Annotated in this window: 18 protein-coding genes and 1 other RNA gene; 2 read left to right on the top strand and 17 right to left on the bottom strand. The window is 67.9% G+C overall.

The genetic code is table 11. The features are described 5' to 3' along the window. Positions 1 to 3: 3 nt before the first annotated feature. From ACAH41_RS17750 to ACAH41_RS17725, 6 genes are all read right to left on the bottom strand, one after another. Positions 4 to 1,767: a penicillin-binding protein 2 gene (locus ACAH41_RS17750; protein ID WP_325655092.1), complete on the bottom strand. Its 1,764-nt coding sequence runs from the start codon at positions 1,765 to 1,767 to the stop codon at positions 4 to 6. Further along, positions 1,767 to 2,054, bottom strand: a complete 288-nt coding sequence (ftsL, locus tag ACAH41_RS17745; protein WP_325655090.1) for a cell division protein FtsL — start codon at positions 2,052 to 2,054, stop codon at positions 1,767 to 1,769. The genes ACAH41_RS17750 and ftsL overlap by 1 nt, the downstream gene beginning before the upstream one ends. Next, positions 2,051 to 3,022 (bottom strand): 16S rRNA (cytosine(1402)-N(4))-methyltransferase RsmH, encoded by a 972-nt coding sequence (gene rsmH / locus ACAH41_RS17740; protein WP_325655088.1) that lies wholly within the window; start codon positions 3,020 to 3,022, stop codon positions 2,051 to 2,053. The genes ftsL and rsmH overlap by 4 nt, the downstream gene beginning before the upstream one ends. A gap of 12 nt (positions 3,023 to 3,034) precedes the next feature. After that, positions 3,035 to 3,463, bottom strand: coding sequence for a division/cell wall cluster transcriptional repressor MraZ (locus ACAH41_RS17735; RefSeq protein ID WP_141288902.1), 429 nt, complete (start codon positions 3,461 to 3,463; stop codon positions 3,035 to 3,037). Between the two features lie 445 nt (positions 3,464 to 3,908). After that, entirely contained in the window at positions 3,909 to 5,018 is a 1,110-nt protein-coding gene (locus ACAH41_RS17730; protein ID WP_325655086.1) for a DUF1566 domain-containing protein, read from the bottom strand. Positions 5,019 to 5,032: 14 nt separating this feature from the next. Continuing rightward, positions 5,033 to 6,643 carry a hypothetical protein gene (locus tag ACAH41_RS17725; protein WP_325655084.1) on the bottom strand — a complete coding sequence of 537 codons (1,611 nt, stop codon included), beginning with the start codon at positions 6,641 to 6,643 and terminating at the stop codon, positions 5,033 to 5,035. 196 nt (positions 6,644 to 6,839) lie between these two features. Between ACAH41_RS17725 and ACAH41_RS17720 the strand changes: the two genes are divergently transcribed. After that, entirely contained in the window at positions 6,840 to 9,113 is a 2,274-nt protein-coding gene (locus tag ACAH41_RS17720) for a winged helix-turn-helix domain-containing protein (protein WP_325655082.1), read from the top strand. Between the two features lie 202 nt (positions 9,114 to 9,315). On the opposite strand, the gene glk is transcribed toward ACAH41_RS17720, so the two are convergent. The 9 genes from glk to rnpB form a co-directional block, all read right to left on the bottom strand. Continuing rightward, positions 9,316 to 10,437 carry a glucokinase gene (gene glk, locus ACAH41_RS17715; RefSeq protein WP_325655080.1) on the bottom strand — a complete coding sequence of 374 codons (1,122 nt, stop codon included), beginning with the start codon at positions 10,435 to 10,437 and terminating at the stop codon, positions 9,316 to 9,318. A 185-nt stretch (positions 10,438 to 10,622) separates the two neighbouring features. Then, positions 10,623 to 13,454, bottom strand: a complete 2,832-nt coding sequence (locus ACAH41_RS17710; RefSeq protein ID WP_325655078.1) for an ExeM/NucH family extracellular endonuclease — start codon at positions 13,452 to 13,454, stop codon at positions 10,623 to 10,625. A 331-nt stretch (positions 13,455 to 13,785) separates the two neighbouring features. Beyond that, entirely contained in the window at positions 13,786 to 14,079 is a 294-nt protein-coding gene (locus tag ACAH41_RS17705; RefSeq protein WP_325655076.1) for a type II toxin-antitoxin system RelE/ParE family toxin, read from the bottom strand. Continuing rightward, on the bottom strand, positions 14,076 to 14,300 hold the full coding sequence (locus ACAH41_RS17700) for an addiction module protein (protein ID WP_325655075.1): 225 nt from the start codon (positions 14,298 to 14,300) through the stop codon (positions 14,076 to 14,078). The genes ACAH41_RS17705 and ACAH41_RS17700 overlap by 4 nt, the downstream gene beginning before the upstream one ends. Positions 14,301 to 14,375: 75 nt before the next feature. Then, complete coding sequence (locus ACAH41_RS17695) at positions 14,376 to 15,017, bottom strand: hypothetical protein (RefSeq protein WP_325655074.1); 642 nt, start codon at positions 15,015 to 15,017, stop codon at positions 14,376 to 14,378. Then, a complete protein-coding gene (locus ACAH41_RS17690; RefSeq protein ID WP_325655073.1) occupies positions 15,014 to 16,420 on the bottom strand; it encodes a selenium-binding protein SBP56-related protein in 1,407 nt (468 codons plus the stop codon). Before ACAH41_RS17690 ends, ACAH41_RS17695 begins: the two co-directional genes overlap by 4 nt. A gap of 270 nt (positions 16,421 to 16,690) precedes the next feature. Next, positions 16,691 to 17,887, bottom strand: a complete 1,197-nt coding sequence (locus tag ACAH41_RS17685; protein ID WP_325655071.1) for a carbonic anhydrase family protein — start codon at positions 17,885 to 17,887, stop codon at positions 16,691 to 16,693. Between the two features lie 125 nt (positions 17,888 to 18,012). After that, complete coding sequence (locus ACAH41_RS17680) at positions 18,013 to 19,263, bottom strand: multidrug effflux MFS transporter (protein WP_325655069.1); 1,251 nt, start codon at positions 19,261 to 19,263, stop codon at positions 18,013 to 18,015. Positions 19,264 to 19,322: 59 nt separating this feature from the next. Then, an RNA gene (gene rnpB, locus ACAH41_RS17675) (RNase P RNA component class A) lies at positions 19,323 to 19,735 on the bottom strand. Between the two features lie 199 nt (positions 19,736 to 19,934). On the opposite strand from rnpB, the gene cysK reads away from it, so the two are divergent. Further along, the gene (gene cysK, locus ACAH41_RS17670) at positions 19,935 to 20,861 is read left to right on the top strand and encodes a cysteine synthase A (protein ID WP_325655067.1); all 927 of its coding nucleotides are present in this window, start codon (positions 19,935 to 19,937) and stop codon (positions 20,859 to 20,861) included. Between the two features lie 24 nt (positions 20,862 to 20,885). Here the strand turns inward: cysK and ACAH41_RS17665 are convergent, their stop codons facing one another. Next, complete coding sequence (locus tag ACAH41_RS17665; protein ID WP_325655065.1) at positions 20,886 to 21,539, bottom strand: peroxiredoxin; 654 nt, start codon at positions 21,537 to 21,539, stop codon at positions 20,886 to 20,888. Between the two features lie 121 nt (positions 21,540 to 21,660). Further along, the gene (locus ACAH41_RS17660) at positions 21,661 to 22,026 is read right to left on the bottom strand and encodes a cupin domain-containing protein (protein ID WP_370538392.1); all 366 of its coding nucleotides are present in this window, start codon (positions 22,024 to 22,026) and stop codon (positions 21,661 to 21,663) included. Positions 22,027 to 22,145 lie beyond the last annotated feature (119 nt).

The following is a 22,145-nucleotide window of genomic DNA, read 5'->3' as shown; positions in this document are numbered from 1 at the left end:
GTCTCAGTGCGTCGTCTTGTTGGCGTCTGCGGTGGGGCCGATCTGGGCGACCACCTGCGGCTTGACTTCCAGGTCCGGCGGCACGCCCAGCGTGCGCAAGGTCTGCTCGACCACGCCCTTGAACACCGGTGCGGCAACCAGGCCACCAAAGTAGATCGGCTTCGGTTCGTCCAGCATCACGGCCACGACCACGCGCGGCTTGTCGATCGGCGAAATGCCGGTGAACCAGGCGCGGTAGTTGCCGCTCTTGTAGCGGCCGTTTTCCATCTTTTCCGCGGTGCCGGTCTTGCCACCCGCCGAGTAGCCCAGAGGCTGCGCCAGCGGCGCGGTGCCACCGGGCTGCACGGTGCCGCGCAACATCTGGCGCATGGTGCGAACGGTTTCCGGCTGGAAGATCTGCACCGAAGCGGTGGCCTCTTCACCCTTGACCAGCGTCAGCGGCGCGAGCTCGCCGTCGCGGGCAATCGCCGTGTAGGCGCGGGCGATCTGCAGCAGCGAGGCCGACAGGCCGTAGCCGTAGCTCATCGTCGCCTTCTCGACCGGCTTCCAGCTGCGCCAGGGCCGCAGCTTGCCGGTGGCCGCACCGGGAAAGCCGATCTGCGGCTTGCTGCCGAAGCCCAGCGCCTGGTACATCTCGCCCATGTCGCGCGCCTCGATCTTCTGCGAGATGCGCACGGTGCCAACGTTGCTGGACTTCTGGATCACCTGCGAGACCGTCAGCGCCGGGTGCGGGTGCGGATCGTCGTTGACGCGCAGCGGGCCGACCATGAACGGGCTGGTGTCGATCACCATGTCTGGCCTGACCAGGCCCAGTTCCAGCGCCTTCGAGACGACAAACGGCTTCATCGTCGAGCCGGGCTCGAAGACGTCCGTCACCGCGCGGTTGCGCAGCTGGGCGCCGGTGCGGTTGTGGCGCTCCTCAGGCAGGTAGCTGGGGTAGTTGGCCAGCGCCAGGATCTCGCCGGTCTGCGCGTCCAGCACCACCACGCTGCCGGCCTTGGCATGGTGCTGCTGCACGGCATCGCGGATACGCTGGTAGGCCAGCGCCTGGACCTTGGAATCGATGGTCAGCTGCACGTCGCTGCCGTCGCGCGGGTCCACCGGCTCGCCCAGGTCCTCGACGATGCGGCCCAGCCTGTCCTTGACCACGCTGCGCGAGCCGCCATGGCCCTGCAGCTGCTTCTGGAAGGTCAGCTCGATGCCTTCCTGGCCTTCGTCCTGGATGTCGGTGAAGCCGACCACGTGCGCGGCCGATTCGTTTTCTGGATACCGGCGCAGGTAGCCCGGCTCCAGCGTGATGCCCTTGATGCCAAGCTTGCGGATCTCTTGCGCCACGCCGCCATCGATCTGCCGGCGCAGCACCGCGTAGGCGCTGTCCTCGGCCAGCTTGCCTTCCAGCTCCTGCGGCTTCATGCCCAGCAGCGAGACCAGCTGGCGCTTCTGGTCGGCGTTGGCTTTGAACTGCTGCGGGTTGATCGAGATGGTCGGCGCGTTGACGCTGATGGCCAGGATCTGGCCATTGCGGTCCAGGATGCGGCCGCGGCTGGCCGACAGGGCCAGCGTGGAGGCAAAACGCTCCTCGCCCTTCTTCTGGAAAAACTCGGCTTCCAGCACCTGCACGTACAGCGCACGGGCAATCAGCACCAGGAAGGCGCCGCCCACCAGCAGCACCAGGAAACGGCTGCGCCACGGCGGCGTTTTTGAGGCCAGCAAAGGGCTGGTCGAGTAGTTCACGCCGCGCACTGAATTCGTAGCCTTCTTGGCCATCACCGAGCCCCCCCGGAGGCCGCACGCGTCTCGGCGACGTACAGCGTCGCGTCCGGCGACGGCAGGCGCATCTGCAGCTTCTCGCGGGCATCGCGCTCCACGCGCAGGTGCGTGCCTTCGCTGCGGCGCTCGGCGTCCAGCCGCGTGGCCTCGGCGGCCAGCTGGTGCTCGTCGGCCTTGGCGCGTTCGATGTCGGCGAACAGCTTGCGCGCCTCGTAGCTGACCTTGACCAGGTACAGCCCGCTGCCCATCAGCGCCAGCAGCAGGATCAGGCTCACGCGCGTCACAGCCCGCTCTCCTCGACCGACAGTCGGCGCGCCACGCGCAGCACGGCCGAGCGCGAGCGCGGGTTCTCGCGCACTTCGCCTTCGGACGGCTTGATGCGGCCCAGCGGCTGCAGGCGCAGCGCACGGCTGGGCGGCGCAAACGGCGCGCGGCGGTCCACCTCCACGCGGCTCTCGTGCTGGATGAAGGTCTTGACGATGCGGTCTTCCAGCGAATGGAAGCTGATCACCGCCAGCCGGCCATCCGTCTTCAGCAGGCTCAGCGCAGCCCGCAGGCCTTGCTCAAGCTCTTCAAGCTCGGCGTTGACGAAAATCCGAAGAGCCTGAAAGGTGCGTGTGGCAGGGTTCTGGCCGGCTTCGCGGGTCTTGACCGCACCAGCCACGAGCTCGGACAGCTCGGCAGTGGTTCGCGGTGGTTTTCCGCCCTCGCGGCGAGCCACAAGCGCCTTTGCAATCGAGACAGCAAACCGTTCTTCGCCATAGTCGCGGATCACCTGTGCAATCTGGCGCTCGTCGGCACGCGCCAGGAAGTCCGCCGCGCTTTCGCCGCGCGTGGTGTCCATGCGCATGTCCAGCGGGCCATCGAAGCGGAAGCTGAAGCCGCGGGCGGGGTTGTCGATCTGCGGCGAGCTGACGCCCAGGTCCATCAGCACGCCGTCGGCACCTGCAGGCGCACGCTGGGCCAGCACCTCGGCCATGCTGGCAAAGCTGGCGTGATGGATCTCGAAACGCGGATCGGTGATGGCGTTGTCGCCGCTGGTGGCCGCAGCCACGGCCTCCGGGTCCTTGTCGAACGCGATCAAACGGCCGGCCGGGCCCAGGCGAGCCAGCAGGGCACGCGAATGGCCGCCGCGGCCGAAGGTGCCGTCGACATAGGTGCCGGCGGCCGGATCGGGCGCGTCTTCATGCGGCTGCAGCAGCAGCGCATCGACTGCTTCGTCGAGCAGCACGGTGGTATGGGCAAAAGTCATGGCGATCGGGTCTCACATCACCATGTGCCGCATGCTTTCGGGCATGGGCTGCGCGAGGGTCGCTTCTTCCAGCGCGGTGTAGCGCTCGCGGTCCCAGATTTCCATCCGGCTGCCCATGCCGACCAGCGTCAGCTCCTTGTCCAGCCCGGCCCACTTGCGCAGCTCGGGCGAGAGCTGCACGCGCGAGCCACCGTCGATGTCCACATCGATCGCGCTGCCGATGTAGATGCGGCGCCAGGCTTCGACATCCATCGGCAGGCCCAGCAGCTTGGTGCGGAAATCGATCCAGGCCGGGCGCGGGAACAGCAGCAGGCAGCGCGTGGGGTGCTTGGTGACCGTCATCTGGCCGCCGCAGAGCGCGTTGAGCGTGTCGCGGAAACGGGCAGGCACGGTGACCCGCCCCTTGCCGTCCAGCGTCAGCTCTGACTCGCCCTGAAGCACCAATTCGGACACATCACCCCACAAAAACACATTTCACCCCACTTTAACCCACCGCTCGGGGACGGGTCAACGAAACCCGGGGGAAAAATCAATGAAATCAGGTACTTAGGGGCGTATGTGAAGAAGCCGGAAATAAAAGGTTCTTCAAAAACAAGCGCTTGCGAGTGGCTGTGAATGTGAATACTCAGCTCTCTCACGCAAGTGGGTCTGCGGGGAGCTGCTGGCGCATGCCGGGAGAAGCGTGAACCATGCCACAAGCAGTTCCCTTTGTTGGATGCGGCCCGGGACGGGCCGCCGACAAAAGCGGCCGGGAACGCTTGCAGGTCGCCGTTACTTTAGCTGACGCATGTCGCTTGGGGACGCCAACGACAAGGCCCCGGCGCACGCGCTGCGCCGGGGCGGAAGGTCCGCCCGCGGCGGACCGTGCAGCAATGAACCCGCCGGCTTACTTGTTGCGCACCAGGCGCAGCCTGGCGCCTTCGGTGGTCAGCTGCGAAGTGGCCGAGCCGTCGTAGCCATAGACCGTCCAGGCATAGGCGCCAAACGGGCCGGAGGCGGTGTACGGCGTGGCCGTCCAGAACAGCTCGCTGGGCGTGCGCGGGAAGGTCGCCGTGTCGACCGAGGGCTGGACACGGTCGTCGGACGAGATGCTGGCCAGCTCCTTCACGTTGGGCACGCGCCAGGCCTGGCCGCTGGCCTTGGCGGTGTCGGTGCCGGTCTGCAGCGCGGTTGGCCAGTCCATCGCCGTGGCTTGGCCGGTGCAGCTCTTGCCGCTCCAGGTCTGGCCGGCCGAGCAGCGCTGCCAGGTCAGGCCGGTCAGCGTGTCCAGCACCTCGGCGCCACCGTCCAGCACCTGGAAGCGCGGCGACGGGGCGGGCGCGGTGCCGCTGACCAGGCGCGCCTGGCCGAAGGCATAGGTCTTGTCCAGCGTGGCGCTGTAGCCGTCCATGAAGTTCACGTACCAGCTGCGTGCCGTGTTGCCGACCTGGTCGTTCGAGGTCCAGACGCTGTAGGCGGTGCTGTTCGGGAACCAGTCGGCATCGACCGTCGGGCCCGGGTAGACGGTGCTGTAGTCGACGATGCTGATCAGCTCGTTGCGCGTGGGCAGGCGCCAGTCGTGCCGGCTGCACAGGCCTTCGGCATTGGCCTGGGTGACCAGCGCGCTGCTGTCGGTGGCGCTGCCGTCGCCGAGGTTGGTGAACTGCCGCGTGGCGTCGTGCACGCTGCCGTTGGCGGTCTTCATCTCCCACATCAGGCCGGTGACGCGGTCGTGCACGCAGGCCCAGTCGGCGGCATTGGCGGGCAGCTTGCCGCCTTGCGCATCCAGCTTCTGGAACGAAAAACCGAGCCGGCCGTCGCTGGCGTCCGGGTGGCTCACGTCACGGCCGACCAGTGCATCCTGGTGGTTGACGCAGGTGGTGCCGCCAGCGGCGTCCAGGCACATCGAGGCGCCGGTGTCGTTCAGGCGACCGGTGGGCTGGGCGGCGGAGGCCGCGCTGGCGAACAACACAGAGGCGGCCAGCGCGGTGGCGGAAAAAGCGAAAGAAGCGTTCATGCAGGTTCTGAGTCTCAGTGGATGATCACGTCGGGACGTGGGACGACGGTCAGCGTGCGGCCTTCGGCGCCGGCGCTGACGGTGTAGTTGCCAATGTGGGTGTACGAGATGGCCTGGGCCGCGTCGCTCGGGTCACCAATGAACAGGCGCATCCAACCGGTAGAGCCTGGCGCCAGGTCCGACAGGTCCAGCTTGCTGGCCAGCTCGTAGGTCTGGCCCGCAGGCACCGTCACCAGGATCTTCTGACCGTGGGCCTTGCCGTTCTGGCCGATGTCGTAGATGGGCGTGCCGGCCTGCGACTTGCTCTGCACGCCGTAGGTGTAGAGCCACACCGCGGCGCTGATGTCCTGGCTGGTGGTGTTGCGCAGCGTGTAGCGCATGGGGCAGTTGTCGGCGGGTGCTGCGGTGCAGCGTTCCACCGCGTCCAGGTCGATCGCCAGGCGCGGCAGCGTGACCTTCAGCAGCTTGGTGCCCTCGGCGCCTGGCAGGTCGAACACCGGCTGCACCGATTGCCCGTAGTGGGCACCGGCAATCACATGCAGCTGGTAGCGGCCAGCCGGCGCGTTGCTCATGTGCACCGTGAACTTCCCGGTTTCGTCCAGCGTTGCCGGGTCGCTTTGAAGCCAGCGGCAATAGGTGTCGTCTGGCATCTCGCAGCGCATCAGCTCGACCTGCGGCTTGTCTTCCACCGGCAGTGCGGCGCCGGTGTCGGCGCCGATCACCTGGCCGTAGATCGTCAGCTTGCCGCTGGCCGCGGCCTGCACCTGGGCCTTGCCTTCCCAGCCCTTGCGCACCAGGCGGGCCTGCTTCATGGCCGCCATCGCCTGCGCCTTGGCGCGCGGATCGGTCTCGATGCGCAGGCCGTTGCCGCTGCCGCCGGTGGCCGTGAACAGCACGGTCGGCAGCATCTCGGTGATCAACGTCTCCTGCGGCTTGCCCTTGGGCGAGACAAACAGCGACAGCGAGCTGTAGGCACCGCTGGGCATGCCGGTGCCAACGTAGATGCGCTGGCTCAGCAACTTGCTCTTGCCGGCGCCCAGCGTGACCACCATGGGCTTGGCGCTGTCGTTGCCCCACTCGTACTCGGACCAGCCGGCCGGAATCGCGCTGTTGGCGTCCACCATCGCCCAGACCTGCAGCTGCTGTTGCTCGCTGCTCTGGCTGGTCAACCGGTAGTGCACCGTGCAGTAACCGCCCGCTTCCAGCGTTTCGCAGCCCTGGATGTCGGACACCGTCACCGGCACCATCGCCAGGGCGAGGTTCACGCTGTGGTCCTCGGTGCCGGTGATGGTGAAGGGCTTGCTGCGCTTCTGCTCATGGCCATCGGACCAGCCGGTGACCTGGTAGCTGCCGGGCGCCAGCGTGCTGCCGTCGAAACGGAAAGCGCCCGAAGCGTCCGGGTTGACCGCAGCGATCCAGCCGCTGCAAAGCTTGTCGCCGGTGTTCAGGCAGCTCAGCAACTGCACAAAGGGCAGGCCTTCGGGGAAGGGCTGGCCGGTGACGGCGTCGGTCAGCACGCCCAGCACGTCGGCACGTGCGGTGGGCAAGAGCAGCGCCGAAGCGAGGGCGGTCGCCGTCAACGCAAGGCGGGAGGCCGGGCGCCAAAAACGCGAGGTCAACAACATGGGCAGGACTCCAATGAAAAGCAGGGATGAGATCTGCCGCCGATTACACAGAGTGCCTCGCCGCCCCACAATGGAACGCCTGCCGAGCTTTTCTCGGTTTTTTCTCGATGTTTAATTGATCCTTTCAAATCAATGACTTGCGTGATGCCAACGGCCCGCGGCCGCGCCGCCCTGCCTTCGCTCCACAGGCCCTGACGTGCAGCTCGACTCCCGCCCAGCCGTACCGGGCGCAGCCGATCCGCCCGCCGCGCCGCCCCACCGTCGCTGGCGCATCGGCCGTTTCCTTTTCGATGCCACGACCCGCCGCCTGGTGGACAGCGAAGGCTCCGGCCTGGCTGCCGGCGAGCAGCTGTCCGTCAAGACAGCGGCGGTGCTGCAGCGCCTGGCCGAGGCCGGCGGCGACGTGGTGCTGCGCGAGCGGCTGATCGCCGAAGTCTGGGACGGCAACACCTACACCGGTTCACGCGCGCTGACGCATGCCGTCTGGCAGCTGCGCCGGGTGCTGGACGACGCGCCGGGCGCCGAGCAAGGGCTCACCGACGAAGCAGGCAGCGCGATCCAGACCATTTCCAAGACCGGCTACCAGCTGCGGCTGCCGGCCATGGCCGAACCGGCGCCCGTTGCCGCGCCCTTGCCGACCAGCGAGGCATCCGCGGTGGCCGAGGCACGGGCCGTGCCTGTCACGTCGGCCAACAAGTCCCCGCTGCGTCGCCTCCCGGCCATGGCCGGCGCGCTGGTGCTGGTCCTGGTGTTGGCCATCACTGCAGGCGCCGCCTGGTGGCTGCAGCCTGGCAACGAAAAGGCAACGGCAGGGGTGGACCGCACGCCACCGCAACCGATGACGCTGCTGGACGGCGTCGAGAACTACCCGGCCGTCAGCCCGGACGGCCAGCGCCTGGCCTTTGTCTGGTCGCGCGGCGAGGGCGACGTGCGGCTGCGCATCGTCGAGCGCAACCGGCCGGAGGCGCCGGTGATCGAGCTGCGCGAGCCGGCCGAGATGCACCTGGCCAGTCCGATGTGGCTGGGCCCGGACCGGCTGGCCTACGCCAGGGCCCGCGAAGGCGAGGACTGCGAGATCGTCGCGCTGACCTTGCCCGAAGGCCAGCCCGAGAAGCTGGCCAGCTGCTTCTACCAGTTCCGCGTCGGCTTCGTGGATGCCTCACCGGACGGCCGCTGGCTGGCGCTGGCGCGGCCGCTGAAGTCGACCGGCCAGGACGACACCGGCGGCGGTGCGATCTTCCTGCACGAGATCGCCACCGGCCAGGAGCGCCAGCTGACCCGCCCCAGCGGCGGCGAGACCGACGTGCAGCCCGCCTTCTCGCGCAGCGGCAAGCTGCTGGCCTTCATGCGCGGCAGCATCACCGTGGGCGACGTCTTCCTGGCCGAGGTGGCGGGCGGCCAAGCCACCCGCCTGACCCATGACGACGCGCCGCTGGGCGGCATGGCCTGGCTGGCCGACGACCGCGGCATCGCCTTCAACTCCGCCCGGGACGGCACGCAAGCCACCTGGCGCATCTCGCCACAGGGCGGCGAGCCCACGCTGTTCTCGCGCGCCCAGGCCGCCATCCACCTGGCCACGCTGCCGGGCGAGCCCAACGCGGTGGCCGCCTCGGTCTACAAGTTCGCCGACAGCATCGAGCTGCTGGACGGCCATGACGGCCACTTGCGCGAAACCTTGGCCGCCAGCAGCCGCAACCTCTACGCCCAGGCCTGCCCCAGCGCCGGCCAGGTGCTGTTCCTTTCGTTCCGCAGTGGCCGCATCGGCCTGTGGACCGTGGACCGCCCCGGCCAGGCGCCGCGCGAACTGCCGCTGCCGCCCGGAACACCCGAGCCCGCCGGCTGCGCCGCCGACGAACCGCGCTGGGCCACCACGCTGCGCCCGCCCGGCTCGGCCACCGACCTGCTGCTGCTCGGCCGGCTCAACCGCGACGAGCCGCCGCAAGCCATCCCGCTGGACGGCAACTACGGCAACGTCACCTGGGCGCTGGACAAGCGCAGCCTGCTGCTGGCCGGCGACCGCGGCGGCCGGCGCGAGCTCTGGCGCTTCGACCTCGCCAGCCACCAGTTCCTGCGCCTGACCGACGACCACGGCCAGTTCGGCCAGGAAGTGCAGACCGCTGAAGGCCGCTGGCTTTACTACGCCCGGCAGAACGAAGCCGGCCTGTGGCGCAGGCCGCTGGACGCGCAAGGCAGCATCGGCGCCGCACAGCGCGTGCACGCCGGCCTCAGTCCCGAGGACTGGGGCAACTGGCAGTGGCATGACGGCGCGCTGTGGCTGGTGCTGCGCGGCAAGAAGCAGGACCGCGTCGTGCGCGTGGATGCCGACGGCCAGCACGAGACCTTGGCCTTCACACTGCCCGCCGGCTGGCTGCGCCGCTTCCGCTCGTTTTCATTGGCGCCCAACGGCACCTTGGTGGCGAGCGTCAGCGGGCCGGTGCAGGCGGATGTGGTTCGGCTGGCCGGCCCCTGATCAGGGCTTCCCGGTTTTGGACCGCTGCCCTGCCACCGACGGTGCCTCAAACAAATGGGGTCAGAGTCGATTTATCCGGGAAATGACGGCGAATTTGCCACGCCCATCAAGAGGATAAATTGACTCTGACCCCATTTGTTTGCGCGAGGCCTTGGCGCGCATGCAAGCAGCAGCCAGGCAGCCCGGCCGTTGCCTTGCGATCTCAGCGCTGATGCTGCTCCACCGCCAGCGCCGCACCGGTGAGTGCAGCCAGCGTGTCAGTGATCAGCGCAGTGGGGATCTGCGACAGGTAGCCCTGGAAGCGGCCCTTGGCTTCGAAGCGTTCGCGGAAGCGTGAGCGGAAGAAGTAGTCGCCCAGGCGGGGCGCGATGCCGCCACCGATGTACACGCCATTGCGCGCGCCCAGCGTCAACGCAAGGTTGCCGGCCACGCCGCCCAGCATCGCGCAGAAGACATCCAACGCGCGCTCGCAAGCCGCGTCGCCGCCGGCGTCCAGCGGCAGCAGGCCTTGTTCGACGATCTGTTCGGCCGCCAGGCCGCGGTCCGGCACGCCGAGCACACCGGCCACTGCGCGGTACATCACTGGCAGACCGATGCCCGAGAGGAAGCGTTCGGCGGATACGTGCGGGAATTCCTTGCGGGCCCACTGCAGCAGTGCGGCCTCGAAATCGTCTGCCGCCGGCAGCGTGACGTGGCCGCCCTCGCCCGGCAGCGCGATCCAGCCATGGCGACTGTCGATCACTGCGCCCACGCCCAGACCGGTGCCGGGGCCGACGACGGCCAGCGTGCCGCCCTCGCCCGGGGCCGACGCCGCGAAAGGCGCCAGCGGGCCGATGGGCTGCAGCTGGTCGGCCTTCAACCGGGGCAGGGACAGCGCGAGCGCCTCGAAGTCATTGAGCATCAGCAGCACCTCCAGGCCCAGCGTGGCCTCGACCTCGCGGCGCGAGAAGTTCCAGTGGCTGTTGGTCAACACGATTCGGTCGTCCCGCGTGGGCGTGGCGACGGCAAACGCCGCTCGGTGTGGCTTGGGCGCCTTGCCGCCGTGCTGCGCGGCCAGCCCGTCCAGGTAGGCGCGCGCGGCCTCGGCCGGGCCGGCATGCTCGGCCACCGGCAGCTTCTGGACCTGCTGCGCCTGCTGGCCAGGCTGCCAGACCAGGCCGAAGCGGGCATTGGTGCCGCCGATGTCGGCCACCAGGTGCGGGTAACCGGCCGCCACGGTGGCCGGCGCGTGCTCTTCCTCACGCACCATGCCTTCGGCCACGCCCGCCACCAGGCCGTGCATCAGCGTCTCCAGCACGCCACTCTTGTGTTCTTCCTGCGCCATTTGCCTTGTTCCTTCCGGCCCGCCGTTGCCGGGCACCGCTGGCGCAATTCTCGCCCGGCGCGGGCGGCGATCCGCACTGTCCGCAGGGGAAAGCCCCAAGAAGATGACCCCATGTAACCAGTGGGTCGCATGGGGTCATCGGATGGTCGGCCTTACCTTGGGCGCCGGCCAGGGCGCGGTGCGGTTCAGTGCACCGACTTGCGGCTGCGCTTTTTCTGCAGCGTGGGGCCGCTCAGCACCAGGTCGCGCGCGGGCACGATCTCGGCGGCCTGGCGGCCTTGCAGCAGCACCATGGTCTTGTAGCCGGTGAAGCTGGCGGCCCACTTGAGCTGGACCTTGGCGCCGCGCTGGCCGTCGGCCACGCGGATCGTGCCGTCGCCGATCGGGTCGCTGCCGGTGTAGCCAATGCTGGCCAGCAGGCCGTGCAGGTCGATGCGGTCTTCGCCGGGCATGAAGTCGGTCACCAGGTCCATCGCGTCAGACACGGCGTTGATGACCACCAGGTCCTTGCCTTCACCGGTGCTGATCTTGTCGATATTGCCGCCGCCGATGATCACGTCGTCGCCAGGCGTGGCGATGATCTCGTCGCGGCCGGCCGTGCCGTTGATCGTCGTCAGCAGCGACAGGCCCATCACCATCGGGTCATGGTCCGACGAGCGGTACTCGGTGGCGCTGTAGTAGTCCGGGCCGCAGGTCGGGCAGGCCGGCTGCTTGAACTCGGTGTTGTAGTCGATGATGGCCGGCTCGTCGGCGTTGATGTGGAAGTCGGTCGCGTCCGTCACCTTGGCCGCCAGCGACGGGCTGACGAAGCCATGGTCCAACCGGCCCGAGACGCCGTTGAAGACGTACGAGTAGCCGAAGGCGTTGAAGCGCGCGATCTGGTCCTGGAAGCCGCCGTTCACCAGCGTGGCCACCGGGTCTTCCTGGGCATACGAGTTGAAGTCGCCCAGCAGCACCGCGTCGGTCGTGCCGGCGCCCGTGCTCAGGCTGTTGACCCAGGTGACCAGGCGCTGGGCCTGCTGCACGCGCTTGGCGTTCCAGCAACCCTGGCCGTCGCCGCTGTCGAAGTTGCCGGCGTATTCCGGGTCACTCTCGGTCGGGCAGCTGCTCTTGGACTTCAGGTGGTTGACGACCAGCGTGAAGAAGCTGCCGTTGGCGGTGCCGAAGGTCTGCGCCAGCGTCGGGCGGTTGTTGACCGGATCGATGTCCGACTGTGCAGCGCCCGAGGTGCCCAGGCGGGCCGGCTTGTAGATCATCGCGACCTTGATCGCGTCGGTGCCGGTGCCGGCAGCCGGGTCCGGCACGATGGCGTAGGTGCCGGCGCCGACCTTGGCGTTCAGCGCATCGACCAGGTTCTGCACCGCGGTCGAACCGTTGTTCTGCATCTCCATCAGGCCCAGCGCGTCAGCATCGATCGCGGCGATGGCCTCGACGATCTTGGCGCGCTGGCGCTCGAACTCGGCCAAGTTGTTCGCGCCGCGGCAGTTCGAGGCCGAGGTGCTGTCACCCAGCTTGCAACCCTGGCCGCTCTGGCCGTCGGCGGTGTTGCCGTCGGTGAAGGTGGTGAAGAAGTTCAGCACGTTGAAGCTGGCCACGCGCAGGTTGCCGCCGGTGGTGGCGGGCACCGTGGGGCGCACGTTGGCGCGGGTGATGGCCACCGCGCCGACCGGCTGGATCTTGTAGTCGCCGTAGTCGGTGTTGCTGGAGGTGGCCAGGCCGTAGTCCAGCACGCCGGTCAGCGTGGCGATGGTGTCGCCGGCGCGTACCGTGTTGTCCGCGCCGATGTAGGGCGTGGGGTTCGGGTTCTGCACCGAGGTGCCATCGTCCAGCAGGATGCGGGCGCGGTTGTTGGCGTCGTTCAGTGCCTGGGCGTCTGCGCCGGGGCGGAAGCGGTTGGTCGGCTGTTCCTGGCGGCCGTTGACCGCGAGCGACAGCTGGCCGTAGCGGCCCAGGAAGTAGTTCTGCTGCACGGTCAGCGGGCCGTTGATCGTGACCAGCATGCCTTCATGACGCTCCAGCTCGCCGTCCACGCTCTCGGGCAGCGTGACAACCGTCGGCGTGACCACGTTGCCGCTGGACAGCACGCTGATGCCGCTGATGCCGGTCAGCTCGGTGACGGTGTGCGCGGCGGTGTCGGCATTGCTCGCGGCGCCGGTGTTGAACTCGGCCACCGTGCCTTGCAGCTGCACCAGCTGGCCGGCCACCACGGTGGGCGCGCTGCCGGTGTAGACCAGGATGCCGTCGGACGTGGCGGCATTGCCGTCGCCGTTCAGGTCCTGCATGTAGAAGCTGTTGTTGGTGACCAGCGTGACGACGCCGCTGGTCTGCACCTTCTCGCCGACAAACGGGCTGGCGCTGCCGCTGCCCTGGATCTCGGGGATGCTGCGCTGCGTCGGGCCGCTGACGGTGCAGGTGCCGACCGGGCTGGCGGTGTTGCGCGGCGCGGGCGTTCCGGCGGCGAAGTCGGCGCTGTTCTGGTCGGTGTCGGTGCAGCCGGCGGCCGCGCGCTGCACGGCGGTGGTGTTGGTGGTGGCGGGCGCCGCAGCGCTGCCTTCGAAGTAGTTCGCGCTGCCGTAGCCGACCAGGTCGACGATGCTGGCCGAGGTGGGCTTGTCGCCCGTCAGCGCGGTGCTGCTGCTGACCAGCGCGACCTTGCCGCCGCTGCCGCTCATCGCCAACGTGCCGGTGGCATCTGGCGTGGGCAGGTTCTGCGTGCCGCCGGTGCCGGCGCTTTCCTGCACCAGGTAGTACTGGCCGGGCTGCAGCGTGATGTTGCTCAGCGTGGTCACACCCCAGCTGGCAGTGCCGGTGGTGGAGTTGTACTGCACCGACCAGCCGTTCAGCGAGACCGCTGCCGAGCCGGCGTTGTACAGCTCGATGAAGTCGTTCTTCAGCGTGGCACCGCTGTTGCCACCGCCGCCGTAGGCCTGGCTGATGACGACGCCGCTGGTGGACGCAAAGCTGGCCGAGGCCGACACCGCGAGCAGTGCCGCGGCGAGGATGGGATTGAGTTTCATGAAAGCGTTGTCTCCGCTGGACTGGTTAACCCCAGAGCTTCGCGAGTCTCGATGACGATGCCGTGTCGAAGTGCTGACGATGCGGTAACAGCGTGTCTTCTAGGGATGCACGATTGACCTTCCATCGAAGATGCCCGCACTTTCAGTGATCGATCGGGTTCGCCAGGGCTCCGCTGGCATCGCCGCGCCATACTTGGAATCACCATGATGGAGCGGACGCTGAGGCGCGACGTCGTCACATTCGACGACCGCAAGTTTGCCCGGCGGGCCAAGAAACTCGGCTTGGTACCGGCCGTGGTGGCGCTGTCCTAGAGGGCCCCGCGTTCCCTGATCATCGCCGCTTGCGCCAGTATCCTGGTCGCCGACCATGATGTGCGACAGCGCTGATGCGGACGGCCTCACCTTCGATTCGATAAAGCACCGAAAACGGATACCGTCCTATTGGAAACAAGTAGCGGCCCTTTGAAGTTGCCGTCCCGACGCCTGGAAATTCAGCGATCAGGCAAGCTTTCGCTTCGAAGGTGGCGAGGAAGTTCTCCGCAGCGAAGGCGCCGAACTGTCGCCGGCAGAAGGAAGCCGCGTCTGACAACTCGGCTTCAGCTTCCGGCGTGAGTACATAGGTCACTTTAGCGAAGCACGGATACGCGCTACCGCTTCAGGTCCGCTGACCCACTGGGCTTGGCCATCAGCGATGCGCGCTTCCCGTCGGTCAGCCTCCTCGGACCAAGCTTCCTCCCATTCCGGGTCGTGCCCAAGACTGGCCAGAAGTCGGTCTACAAGCCTCGACCTGTCCGCCTGTGGCAGGCTTAACGCCTCGGCCTCGAGCACTTCAATCGGGATGGTCATCGCGCACCTCGTTCTGTCAACAGAACGATAAGCATGCCACAAGCCCCACGAGGATTGGCCTGAGGAAGGGCACCCTCACCAAGCCAGCACCGCGCTGAGCCCACCCGTCAGCACCAGGCTCACACCCCACACGGCATCCAGGTTGAACCAGCCCTGCTTCAGGAAGCGCAGGCCCAGGTGGCGATAGACCAGCCAGGCGATGGCCAGCCCGGTGAGCATCATGGCCAACGTGTGCACCAGCGCGACCGCGATGGCCGTGCCGGCGCTGGCCTGCAGCGTGGCCATGCCGCCGCCGGCCGTGCCGCACAGGCCCAGGCTGATCGGCAGCAGCATCAGCCCTGCACCATGTGCATTGGCCACCAGGAAGGACCACCAGGCCAGCCGCGACGGCGGCACGCGCGCCAGGAAGCGCGGGTGCCGCCGCAGGATCAGCAGACCCAGGCCGAACAGCGCCAGCAGCAGCCCGGCCGCAATGCGCAGCGGCCGGCTCCATTCGACGTACCAGCTCAGCAATGCAAACGGCAGCAGCGCCAGCGCCATCGCCGCCAAGTGGCCGGCGCCCAGCGGCAGCAGCGTCGTGAACACCGCGCGGCTGCGGCGCTCGGCCAGGCCGTTGGCGACCGCCAGCGGCCAGCCCATGGCTGGGTTCAGCCCGTGGTACGCGCCCAGGCCCAGCACGGCGGCCCATAGGCCGGCCGTGGCAAGGTCACCGCTCATGCGGACGGGTAGCAGAACGAGTCGGTCGAGCAGTCGCCGCCTTCGAGGCGGATCTGGTGCGAGGCGTATTCGGCACCGAACTCGACCTCGAACTTCGGGTCCAGCGTCAACCCGCCGTTCGGGCCCACGTGCGCCATCAGCTGCAGGCCGGGAACGCCCTCGGGGTAGAACTGCTTGTCCCAGCTGCTATAGAGCGAGTTGCTGAAATAGACGCGCTTGCCGTCACGGCTGATCTCGGTCATCTGCGGGCCGCCGCCAAACGGCTTGCCGCTTGCGCGTGGTGTGTGTTTGGCCACACCACCGGCGCGCACGCTGCCCGTGAGCTTGGGGTGCAGCGGGTCGCTCACGTCGTACTGGCGCAGCTCGCCGGTGCCCCAGCAGGCGACATAGAGGAAACGGTCGTCCAGCGAGAGATCGATGTCGCTGATCAGCGGCGGCGCGGCGCCAAAGCCTTGCAGCAGCGGTGGCAACTGGTCGGCCGGTGCCGGCTCGGGCGGAATGACGGCGGTCTTGGCGATCTTGAACTGGCCGTTTTCGCGGTACCAGGTCCAGATCGAGCCTTCGAGGTTGGTGGTGTCCACCACCACACCGAGGAAGCCGTATTCCTTGGTCGGGTCGTGCGCGGGGCGCAGCTCCAGCGCCATCTGGTGGTTGGCGCCCAGGTCCAGCGTCTGCACGTGGCGGCGTTCGCGCAGGTTCCAGAAATGGATCGCGTGACCGTATTTGTTGGCCAGCAAACCTTCGGCGTCCAGCCCGTTTTCGAACTGCGGCGGCAGGCCCCATTCGCTGCTGACCATGTAGTCGCGCGGCAGGTTCCACCAGAAGTCGTAGTGCAGCTTCTGCGGGCCGCGCTCGATCTCCCAGCGGCCGATGACATCGAAGGTCTGGCAGTCCATCAGGAAGATGCCGGGCGGGCCGTCGGTGCCGTCTTTCCCGCCGCCGCCCAGCGTGCTGACGTAGATGCCTTCGGGCCCGCAGTGCACCGTGTGCGGCCGCGAGTAGCCGGTCTTCTTGAACACCTCCTCGGGCTCGATGACCTTGTGGATCGTCGGCCGCGCCGGGTTGGGCTGGGTGTCGATCACGTAGATGCGCGACGAGCGGATGCCGGGAATGATCAGGTAGCGCCGGCGCAGGAAGCTGTGGCCGGACATGGGCGAGAGCGCCGAGCTGCAGGCGTTCCAGCCGAAGTGGTGGAACTCGTCGCCGCGGTACGGCATGTCCAGCCGGTACAGCACCTTGCCGTAGGCCTCGGAGGCGGGGTCCACGTCGACGACGGCCAGCGCGTCAGGACGTGAGCCGTCGGGCGACAGCAAGGCGGTGTAGGCCAGGCGCTCGGGCGGCGCCTCCATGGCGAGCTTGGCGGAGGGATGGAAGGTTGGGTCCGGACGCAATGATTCCAGCATGAAGTCTCCCCTTGATATGCGGTGAATGTGCTGAACGCCGCCTTACGTTCGAACAACACGCAACATCAGGCGCGAAACAGACCGGCAGCATCGCTCAGCTGGCGACGCTGTCAATCCCGCGCCCAAGGCCATGCCGGCCTTGTGGGACAGGGAAGCCCCGAGCGACCTCCAACGGGGACGGCGGAGAGATCCGGGGCCGCCGGGCCGCCCCAAGGCGCCGGATCACCCGCACGGCGGGTGGCGAGCTGTTCAGGTCGCCGGGTGCCCCATTCAGCTCGCCTCTTTGATCATGCGGCCAGCGGTCGGTTGAATGGGCCGTGCGTTCATCGGATACATGCGCGAGAAGATGTTCAGCTGCTCGGGCGACAGTTGCACCGGCTGCTTCATCACCATCCACAACACGCCTTCGCTGCAGGGCGGCGTGGTCAGCGAGCCCATGTAGGTGTAGAAGCGCTGGTCCTTGGGCAGCAGTTGGCTCACGTCGAGGCTGCCGGGCGCCGGCGTGTCCTCGTTTTTCTCCAGCGGCAAGGCATTCCACACCGCCTGCACCACCGGCTGCGCGCTGCCACGCTCCAGCAGCACCGCGACCACGGCAAGCTTGCCCTCCGGGTCTTTGTGTACCAGGTGCACCACCATGTCGAACAGCTTGCCGTTGATGCGTTCTTCCGAAGGCCGGTGGAAGTGGAACTGCAGCAGGTCGTAGCGCCGGTTGTTGACGGTGATGCCGTTGCCGGCCGGCAGGTTGACCTGCACCGTGTGGCCGTTGTCGAGCACGCTGAAGCCGCTGGGCTTGTAGTCGAACTGGATGGCCGGCATCTGCACCTGGATGCCATCGCGGATGTCGATCGGGCTCTGGCGCTGGCCGGTGCTGCAGGCGGCGAATTCGGGCTTGAGGCTGGCCCAGGCCTCCGGGCCGCCCGCGCCGTTGTAAGCCCAGTGCGCCGGCCCGGCGGGGTGCAACGCCACGGCGTGCGGCTCCAGTGCGCCGTCTGCGCCCGCGCGGGCCGGCTTGGCCTTGGCGGCCGGTTTGGGCACTAGAGGTGCTTCGGGGTTCTTGCCGGCAACCTGCAAGTCATTGGGCGACTTGCTGCCCGGCGCACGCACGGCGCCAAGGCGCTGGGCCAGCTTTTCGCGCAGGCGGTCCATGGCTTCGGGGGGTGCGTCTGCCGGCTCGGCCTTCTCGGCCTTCTCACTCTTTTCCGCTTTCGCGGCCGGTCTGGCCTCGGTCTTGGGTTCAGCCTTGGCTTCCTTCGGCGCCGACGGCGAGGCAGGCTCGTTGGCGTGCGCGTCCGGCGCCACCATGGTCAGCGCAGCCAGCGCACCGATGGCCAGCACGCTGATCGGGAACAGGCCCGTGACGCCCATGCGCGCGGCCAGCCGCTGCAACGCGTGATGGCAGTTGCCGGCGGCGCGGGCAAGGGGAGTCAGGAAGGCCAACGGGTGGCGCGGGAAGATCGGGCGGTACATGCGAGGCTCCAGGCAAGGACCGGGCAGGTCCTTCGCTGGATATCGACTGCCGCCCTCCGCCGCTTGAAGCGGACTCGGGCCGGTTTTCCGGTGCTGATCCGGGCTTCAACGCGCCGCCAGCAGCCTCACTTCAGATCCAGCGCCGCACGCTTCAGGTCGGCATGCGTGGGCAAGGTCAGCCGCGGCCGGACCCAGATCCACGCGACCACGCCGACCGCCGTCATCAGCGACGAAGCCACCGCCAGCATCACCGTCGAGTGCATCACCAGCGGCGCGATGGCACCGGCCACCAACGCGTTGGCCACGCTGCCGATGCAGGCCTGCAGCGACGAGGCCATGCCGCGCCGCGTGGGCGCTTCGTCCAGCACCAGCAGCGTGACGACCGGCACCATCAGCGCCCAGCCCAGCGAGAACAGGCCGATCAGCGGCAGGTGCCAGACGGGCGATGGCGGCAGCAGCAGGTTCAGCGCCAGGTTCAGCAACGAGACGCAGATCATCACGATGAAGCCCCAGCGGATCTGGCGCTGCGGCGTGATGCGGCCGGCCAGCCGGCCCGAGAACCAGGCGCCGCCCATGATCCCGCCAATCGTCATCAGGAAGAACCAGAAGAACTGCGTGGGCCCGAGCCTCATGTGCTCGCCCAGGAAGACAGGTGCCGACAGCACGTACAGGAACATGCCGTTGAACGGCACGCCGGACGCGAACGCCAGCGCCATGAAGCGCGCGCTGGAGACCATGTCCCAGTAACCGCGCATCAGGTGGCGGGCATTGAAGGGCTGGCGCTGGGCGGGATACAGCGTCTCGGGCAGCAAGCGCCACATCACGCCCAGCAGCAGCGCACCGACCAGGACCAGGAACCAGAAGATGGCGTGCCAGCCAATGTGCACGAACAGGAAGCCGCCGAACAGCGGCGCAATGGCCGGCGCCACGCCGAAGTAGATCGTGACCTGCGACATCACGCGCTGTGCCTCGGCCGGCGGGAACATGTCGCGGATGATGGCCCGCGAAACCACCATGCCCGAGCCGGCCGACATGCCTTGCAGCGCGCGGAACAGCACCAACGCGCCGATGGACTGGCTCATCGCGCAGCCGACCGAGGCCAGCGTGAAGACCATCAACCCGACCAGCACCACCGGCTTGCGGCCGAAGCTGTCGGCCAGCGCGCCGTGGAACAGGTTCATCAGCGCAAAGCCCAGCAGGTAGGCCGACAGCGTCTGCTGCATCTCCACCGGCGTGGCGCCCAGCGACTGCGCAATGCCGGTGAAGGCCGGCAGGTAGGTGTCGATGGAAAACGGGCCCAGCATGCCCAGGCAGGCCAGCAGCGCGGCCAGCAGCCAGCGCGGGCCGCGCCAGATCGTCGAAGCGTCGGGATTCATCGCGAGCGGCCCGCGGGCCAGGTACCGCCCGCGGATCGCGCGGACGGGGGTTGAATAAAGTGTGAAGCCAACCGATAGGCCGGATTCTGTGCGGCCGGCGCCTCTTGCGAAGCGCCGGCCGTGACCGCCATTCCTCTGGGCCTGGATGTTGCCACCCTGGCTCGATGCCACCTACCCGCCAGCTCAGCAAGCCGCTTCATCGCTGGCCTATTTGGTGTTGCTGCGCGTAAAGATTGCCGCGTTTCACCCCTGCCGTGGCGTTCGCCCCGTCAGGGGTGGCTACTCGGTTCTGGCTTGCGCCAGACCCAGGTAGAACACCCCAGTTCGGGCGCCCCGGCAGGACTCGTCTCTGTGGCTCTGATTCGCACCTCGCGGTGGACGGGCGTTACCCGCTACGCTGCTCTGTGCAGTCCGGACCTTCCTCCAGTGCGGCCTTTCGGCAACTAGCACCAGCGGCGGTCTGGTCGGCTTCACGGGCCGGATTGTCCCATGACTCATGGTGCCCCCAAGGCCGGGCTGCGCCCGTCCGTCCCCCCAAGGGGGATTCGGAAACTTGGGGCGGCCCGGCGTTTCCTCATGACAGCGCCGTACAAGCTCATGCGCGGCCCCGGCATGCGGCATGCGGCATGCGGCATGCGGCATCATGCCCGCCTTCACAAGGAATCGCGCCCATGAAAGCTGCCAACGTCCTCGCCACCATCGGCAACACGCCGCACATCCGCATCAACCGCCTGTTCGGCGACAGCCACCAGGTGTGGGTCAAGTCCGAGCGGTCCAACCCGGGCGGCTCGATCAAGGACCGCATCGCGCTGGCGATGATCGAGGCGGCCGAGGCCAGCGGCGCGCTGAAGGCCGGCGGCACCATCATCGAGCCGACCTCGGGCAACACCGGCGTGGGCTTGGCGATGGTCGCGGCCGTCAAGGGCTACAAGCTGGTGCTGGTGATGCCCGACAGCATGAGCGTGGAGCGCCGCCGGCTGATGCTGGCCTACGGCGCCAGCTTCGTGCTGACGCCGCGCGCGCAAGGCATGAAGGGCGCCATCGCCAAGGCCGAGGAACTCCGCGAAGCCACGCCGGGCGCGTGGATCCCGCAGCAGTTCGAAAACCCGGCCAACATCGACGTGCACGTGCGCACCACGGCCGAGGAAATCGCGGCGGACTTCCCCGAAGGCCTGGACGCGATCATCACCGGCGTGGGCACCGGCGGCCACCTGTCGGGCGTCGCCAAGGTCTTGAAAGCCCGCTGGCCGAAGCTGCAGGTGTTCGCGGTCGAGCCCAGCGCCTCACCGGTCATCAGCGGCGGCCAGCCGGCACCGCACCCGATCCAGGGCATTGGCGCCGGCTTTGTGCCGAAGAACCTGCTGACCGAACTGCTGGACGGCGTGATCCAGGTCGAGGCCGAAGCAGCCAAGGACTACGCCCGCCGCAGCGCCCGCGAAGAAGGCCTGCTGGTGGGCATTTCCAGCGGTGCCACGCTGGCCGCCATCGCCCAGAAACTGCCCGAGCTGCCGGCCGGCAGTCGCATCCTCGGTTTCAACTACGACACCGGCGAACGCTACCTGTCCATCGAAGGTTTCCTGCCCAGCGAGGAAGCCTGAAAGCCCGAGCCTGCCGGTGGTCGTTCACTTCGGCTGCGGCGTGGTGCGCAGGTAAGGCTTGATGGTCTTGAAGCCGGGGAAGGCCTTCTCGGCGTCTTCGTTCGAGACGGCCGGCGTGATGATCACGTCGTCGCCGTGCTTCCAGTTCACCGGCGTGGCCACCTTGTGCTTGGCGGTGAGCTGCATCGAGTCCAGCACGCGCAGGATCTCGTCGAAGTTGCGGCCGGTGGTCATCGGGTAGGTCAGCATCAGCTTGATCTTCTTGTCCGGGCCGATGATGAAGACCGAACGCACCGTGGCGTTGTTGGCTGCGGTGCGGCCATCGGTGCCCACTTCGTCGGCCGGCAGCATGTTGTAGAGCTTGGCCACCGCGAGGTCGCTGTCGCCGATCATCGGGTACTTGACCGCGGCGCCCTGGGTCTCCTCGATGTCCTTGGCCCATTCGCCGTGGCGGTCCACCGTGTCGGCGCTCAGGCCGATCAGCTTGGCGTTGCGCTTGGTGAACTCCGGCTCGATCTTCGCCATGTAGCCCAGCTCGGTGGTGCAGACCGGCGTGAAGTCCTTCGGGTGCGAGAACAGGATGGCCCAGCTGTCGCCGATCCACTGGTGGAAATCGATGACGCCCTGGGTGGTCTGGGCGGTGAAATTCGGAGCGGTGTCGTTGATGCGCAGGGACATGGTGTCTCCTTCAAGGTTGAACAATCTCGGCCGGCGGGCTGCAAGCGTAATCGCCCGCGCTGCGTTTTTCCAGCCAAGTATTTTTCGCCATGCAGCCAGCGCGCCAGCCGCCGCCGTCAGCTCATTTTTCGATGATCACGAAGTGCTTGCGCAAGGCTTCCAGCACCTCGAACGAGCCGCGGAAATTCGGCGGGATCATGAGCGCCTGGCCGGGGCCGACTTCGGTGAAGCCCGCGCCTTCTTCATGGACCCGCGCGCGGCCGTGCAGCACGTGGAAATACTCGTGCTCGTTCGGGCCGAATTCGATGCGCCAGCGGCCCGGCTCGCAATCCCAGATGCCGGCCGACACGCCTTCGGCCGCGCTTTCATACAGCGTCCAGGTGCTGCGCTGCGGTGCGCCCACTTCGCGCCGGGATTCGCGCGGCTGGTCGATCACCGGTGGCTGCTCAGCGAGCGAAAAAGGGATGACGGTGGGCATGGCGGGCATGACAAGGCGCAGAGGTTGACGGGGCTGCAGATGGTAGCGTCAGCTTACGTAGTAACCGCGATGGCGCAGCCCCCTGCTGCGCCTAGCATCCCGCCCATCCCATCCTCACGCCCCCACAG

Origin of the sequence: Ideonella sp., assembly GCF_041287625.1 — a bacterium.
In the GTDB taxonomy this organism is placed as follows: domain Bacteria; phylum Pseudomonadota; class Gammaproteobacteria; order Burkholderiales; family Burkholderiaceae_C; genus Ideonella.
This window is presented reverse-complemented; position numbering and strand designations above follow the sequence as displayed.

Excerpts from the sequence above, each read along its gene's own strand:
- ACAH41_RS17750 (WP_325655092.1), bottom strand. The coding sequence starts at position 1,767 with ATGGCCAAGAAGGCTACGAATTCAGTGCGCGGCGTGAACTACTCGACC.
- rsmH (WP_325655088.1), bottom strand. The coding sequence starts at position 3,022 with ATGACTTTTGCCCATACCACCGTGCTGCTCGACGAAGCAGTCGATGCG.
- ACAH41_RS17730 (WP_325655086.1), bottom strand. The coding sequence starts at position 5,018 with ATGAACGCTTCTTTCGCTTTTTCCGCCACCGCGCTGGCCGCCTCTGTG.
- ACAH41_RS17725 (WP_325655084.1), bottom strand. The coding sequence starts at position 6,643 with ATGTTGTTGACCTCGCGTTTTTGGCGCCCGGCCTCCCGCCTTGCGTTG.
- glk (WP_325655080.1), bottom strand. The coding sequence starts at position 10,437 with ATGGCGCAGGAAGAACACAAGAGTGGCGTGCTGGAGACGCTGATGCAC.
- ACAH41_RS17710 (WP_325655078.1), bottom strand. The coding sequence starts at position 13,454 with ATGAAACTCAATCCCATCCTCGCCGCGGCACTGCTCGCGGTGTCGGCC.
- ACAH41_RS17700 (WP_325655075.1), bottom strand. The coding sequence starts at position 14,300 with ATGACCATCCCGATTGAAGTGCTCGAGGCCGAGGCGTTAAGCCTGCCA.
- ACAH41_RS17695 (WP_325655074.1), bottom strand. The coding sequence starts at position 15,017 with ATGAGCGGTGACCTTGCCACGGCCGGCCTATGGGCCGCCGTGCTGGGC.
- ACAH41_RS17690 (WP_325655073.1), bottom strand. The coding sequence starts at position 16,420 with ATGCTGGAATCATTGCGTCCGGACCCAACCTTCCATCCCTCCGCCAAG.
- ACAH41_RS17685 (WP_325655071.1), bottom strand. The coding sequence starts at position 17,887 with ATGTACCGCCCGATCTTCCCGCGCCACCCGTTGGCCTTCCTGACTCCC.
- ACAH41_RS17680 (WP_325655069.1), bottom strand. The coding sequence starts at position 19,263 with ATGAATCCCGACGCTTCGACGATCTGGCGCGGCCCGCGCTGGCTGCTG.
- cysK (WP_325655067.1), top strand. The coding sequence starts at position 19,935 with ATGAAAGCTGCCAACGTCCTCGCCACCATCGGCAACACGCCGCACATC.
- ACAH41_RS17665 (WP_325655065.1), bottom strand. The coding sequence starts at position 21,539 with ATGTCCCTGCGCATCAACGACACCGCTCCGAATTTCACCGCCCAGACC.
- ACAH41_RS17660 (WP_370538392.1), bottom strand. The coding sequence starts at position 22,026 with ATGCCCGCCATGCCCACCGTCATCCCTTTTTCGCTCGCTGAGCAGCCA.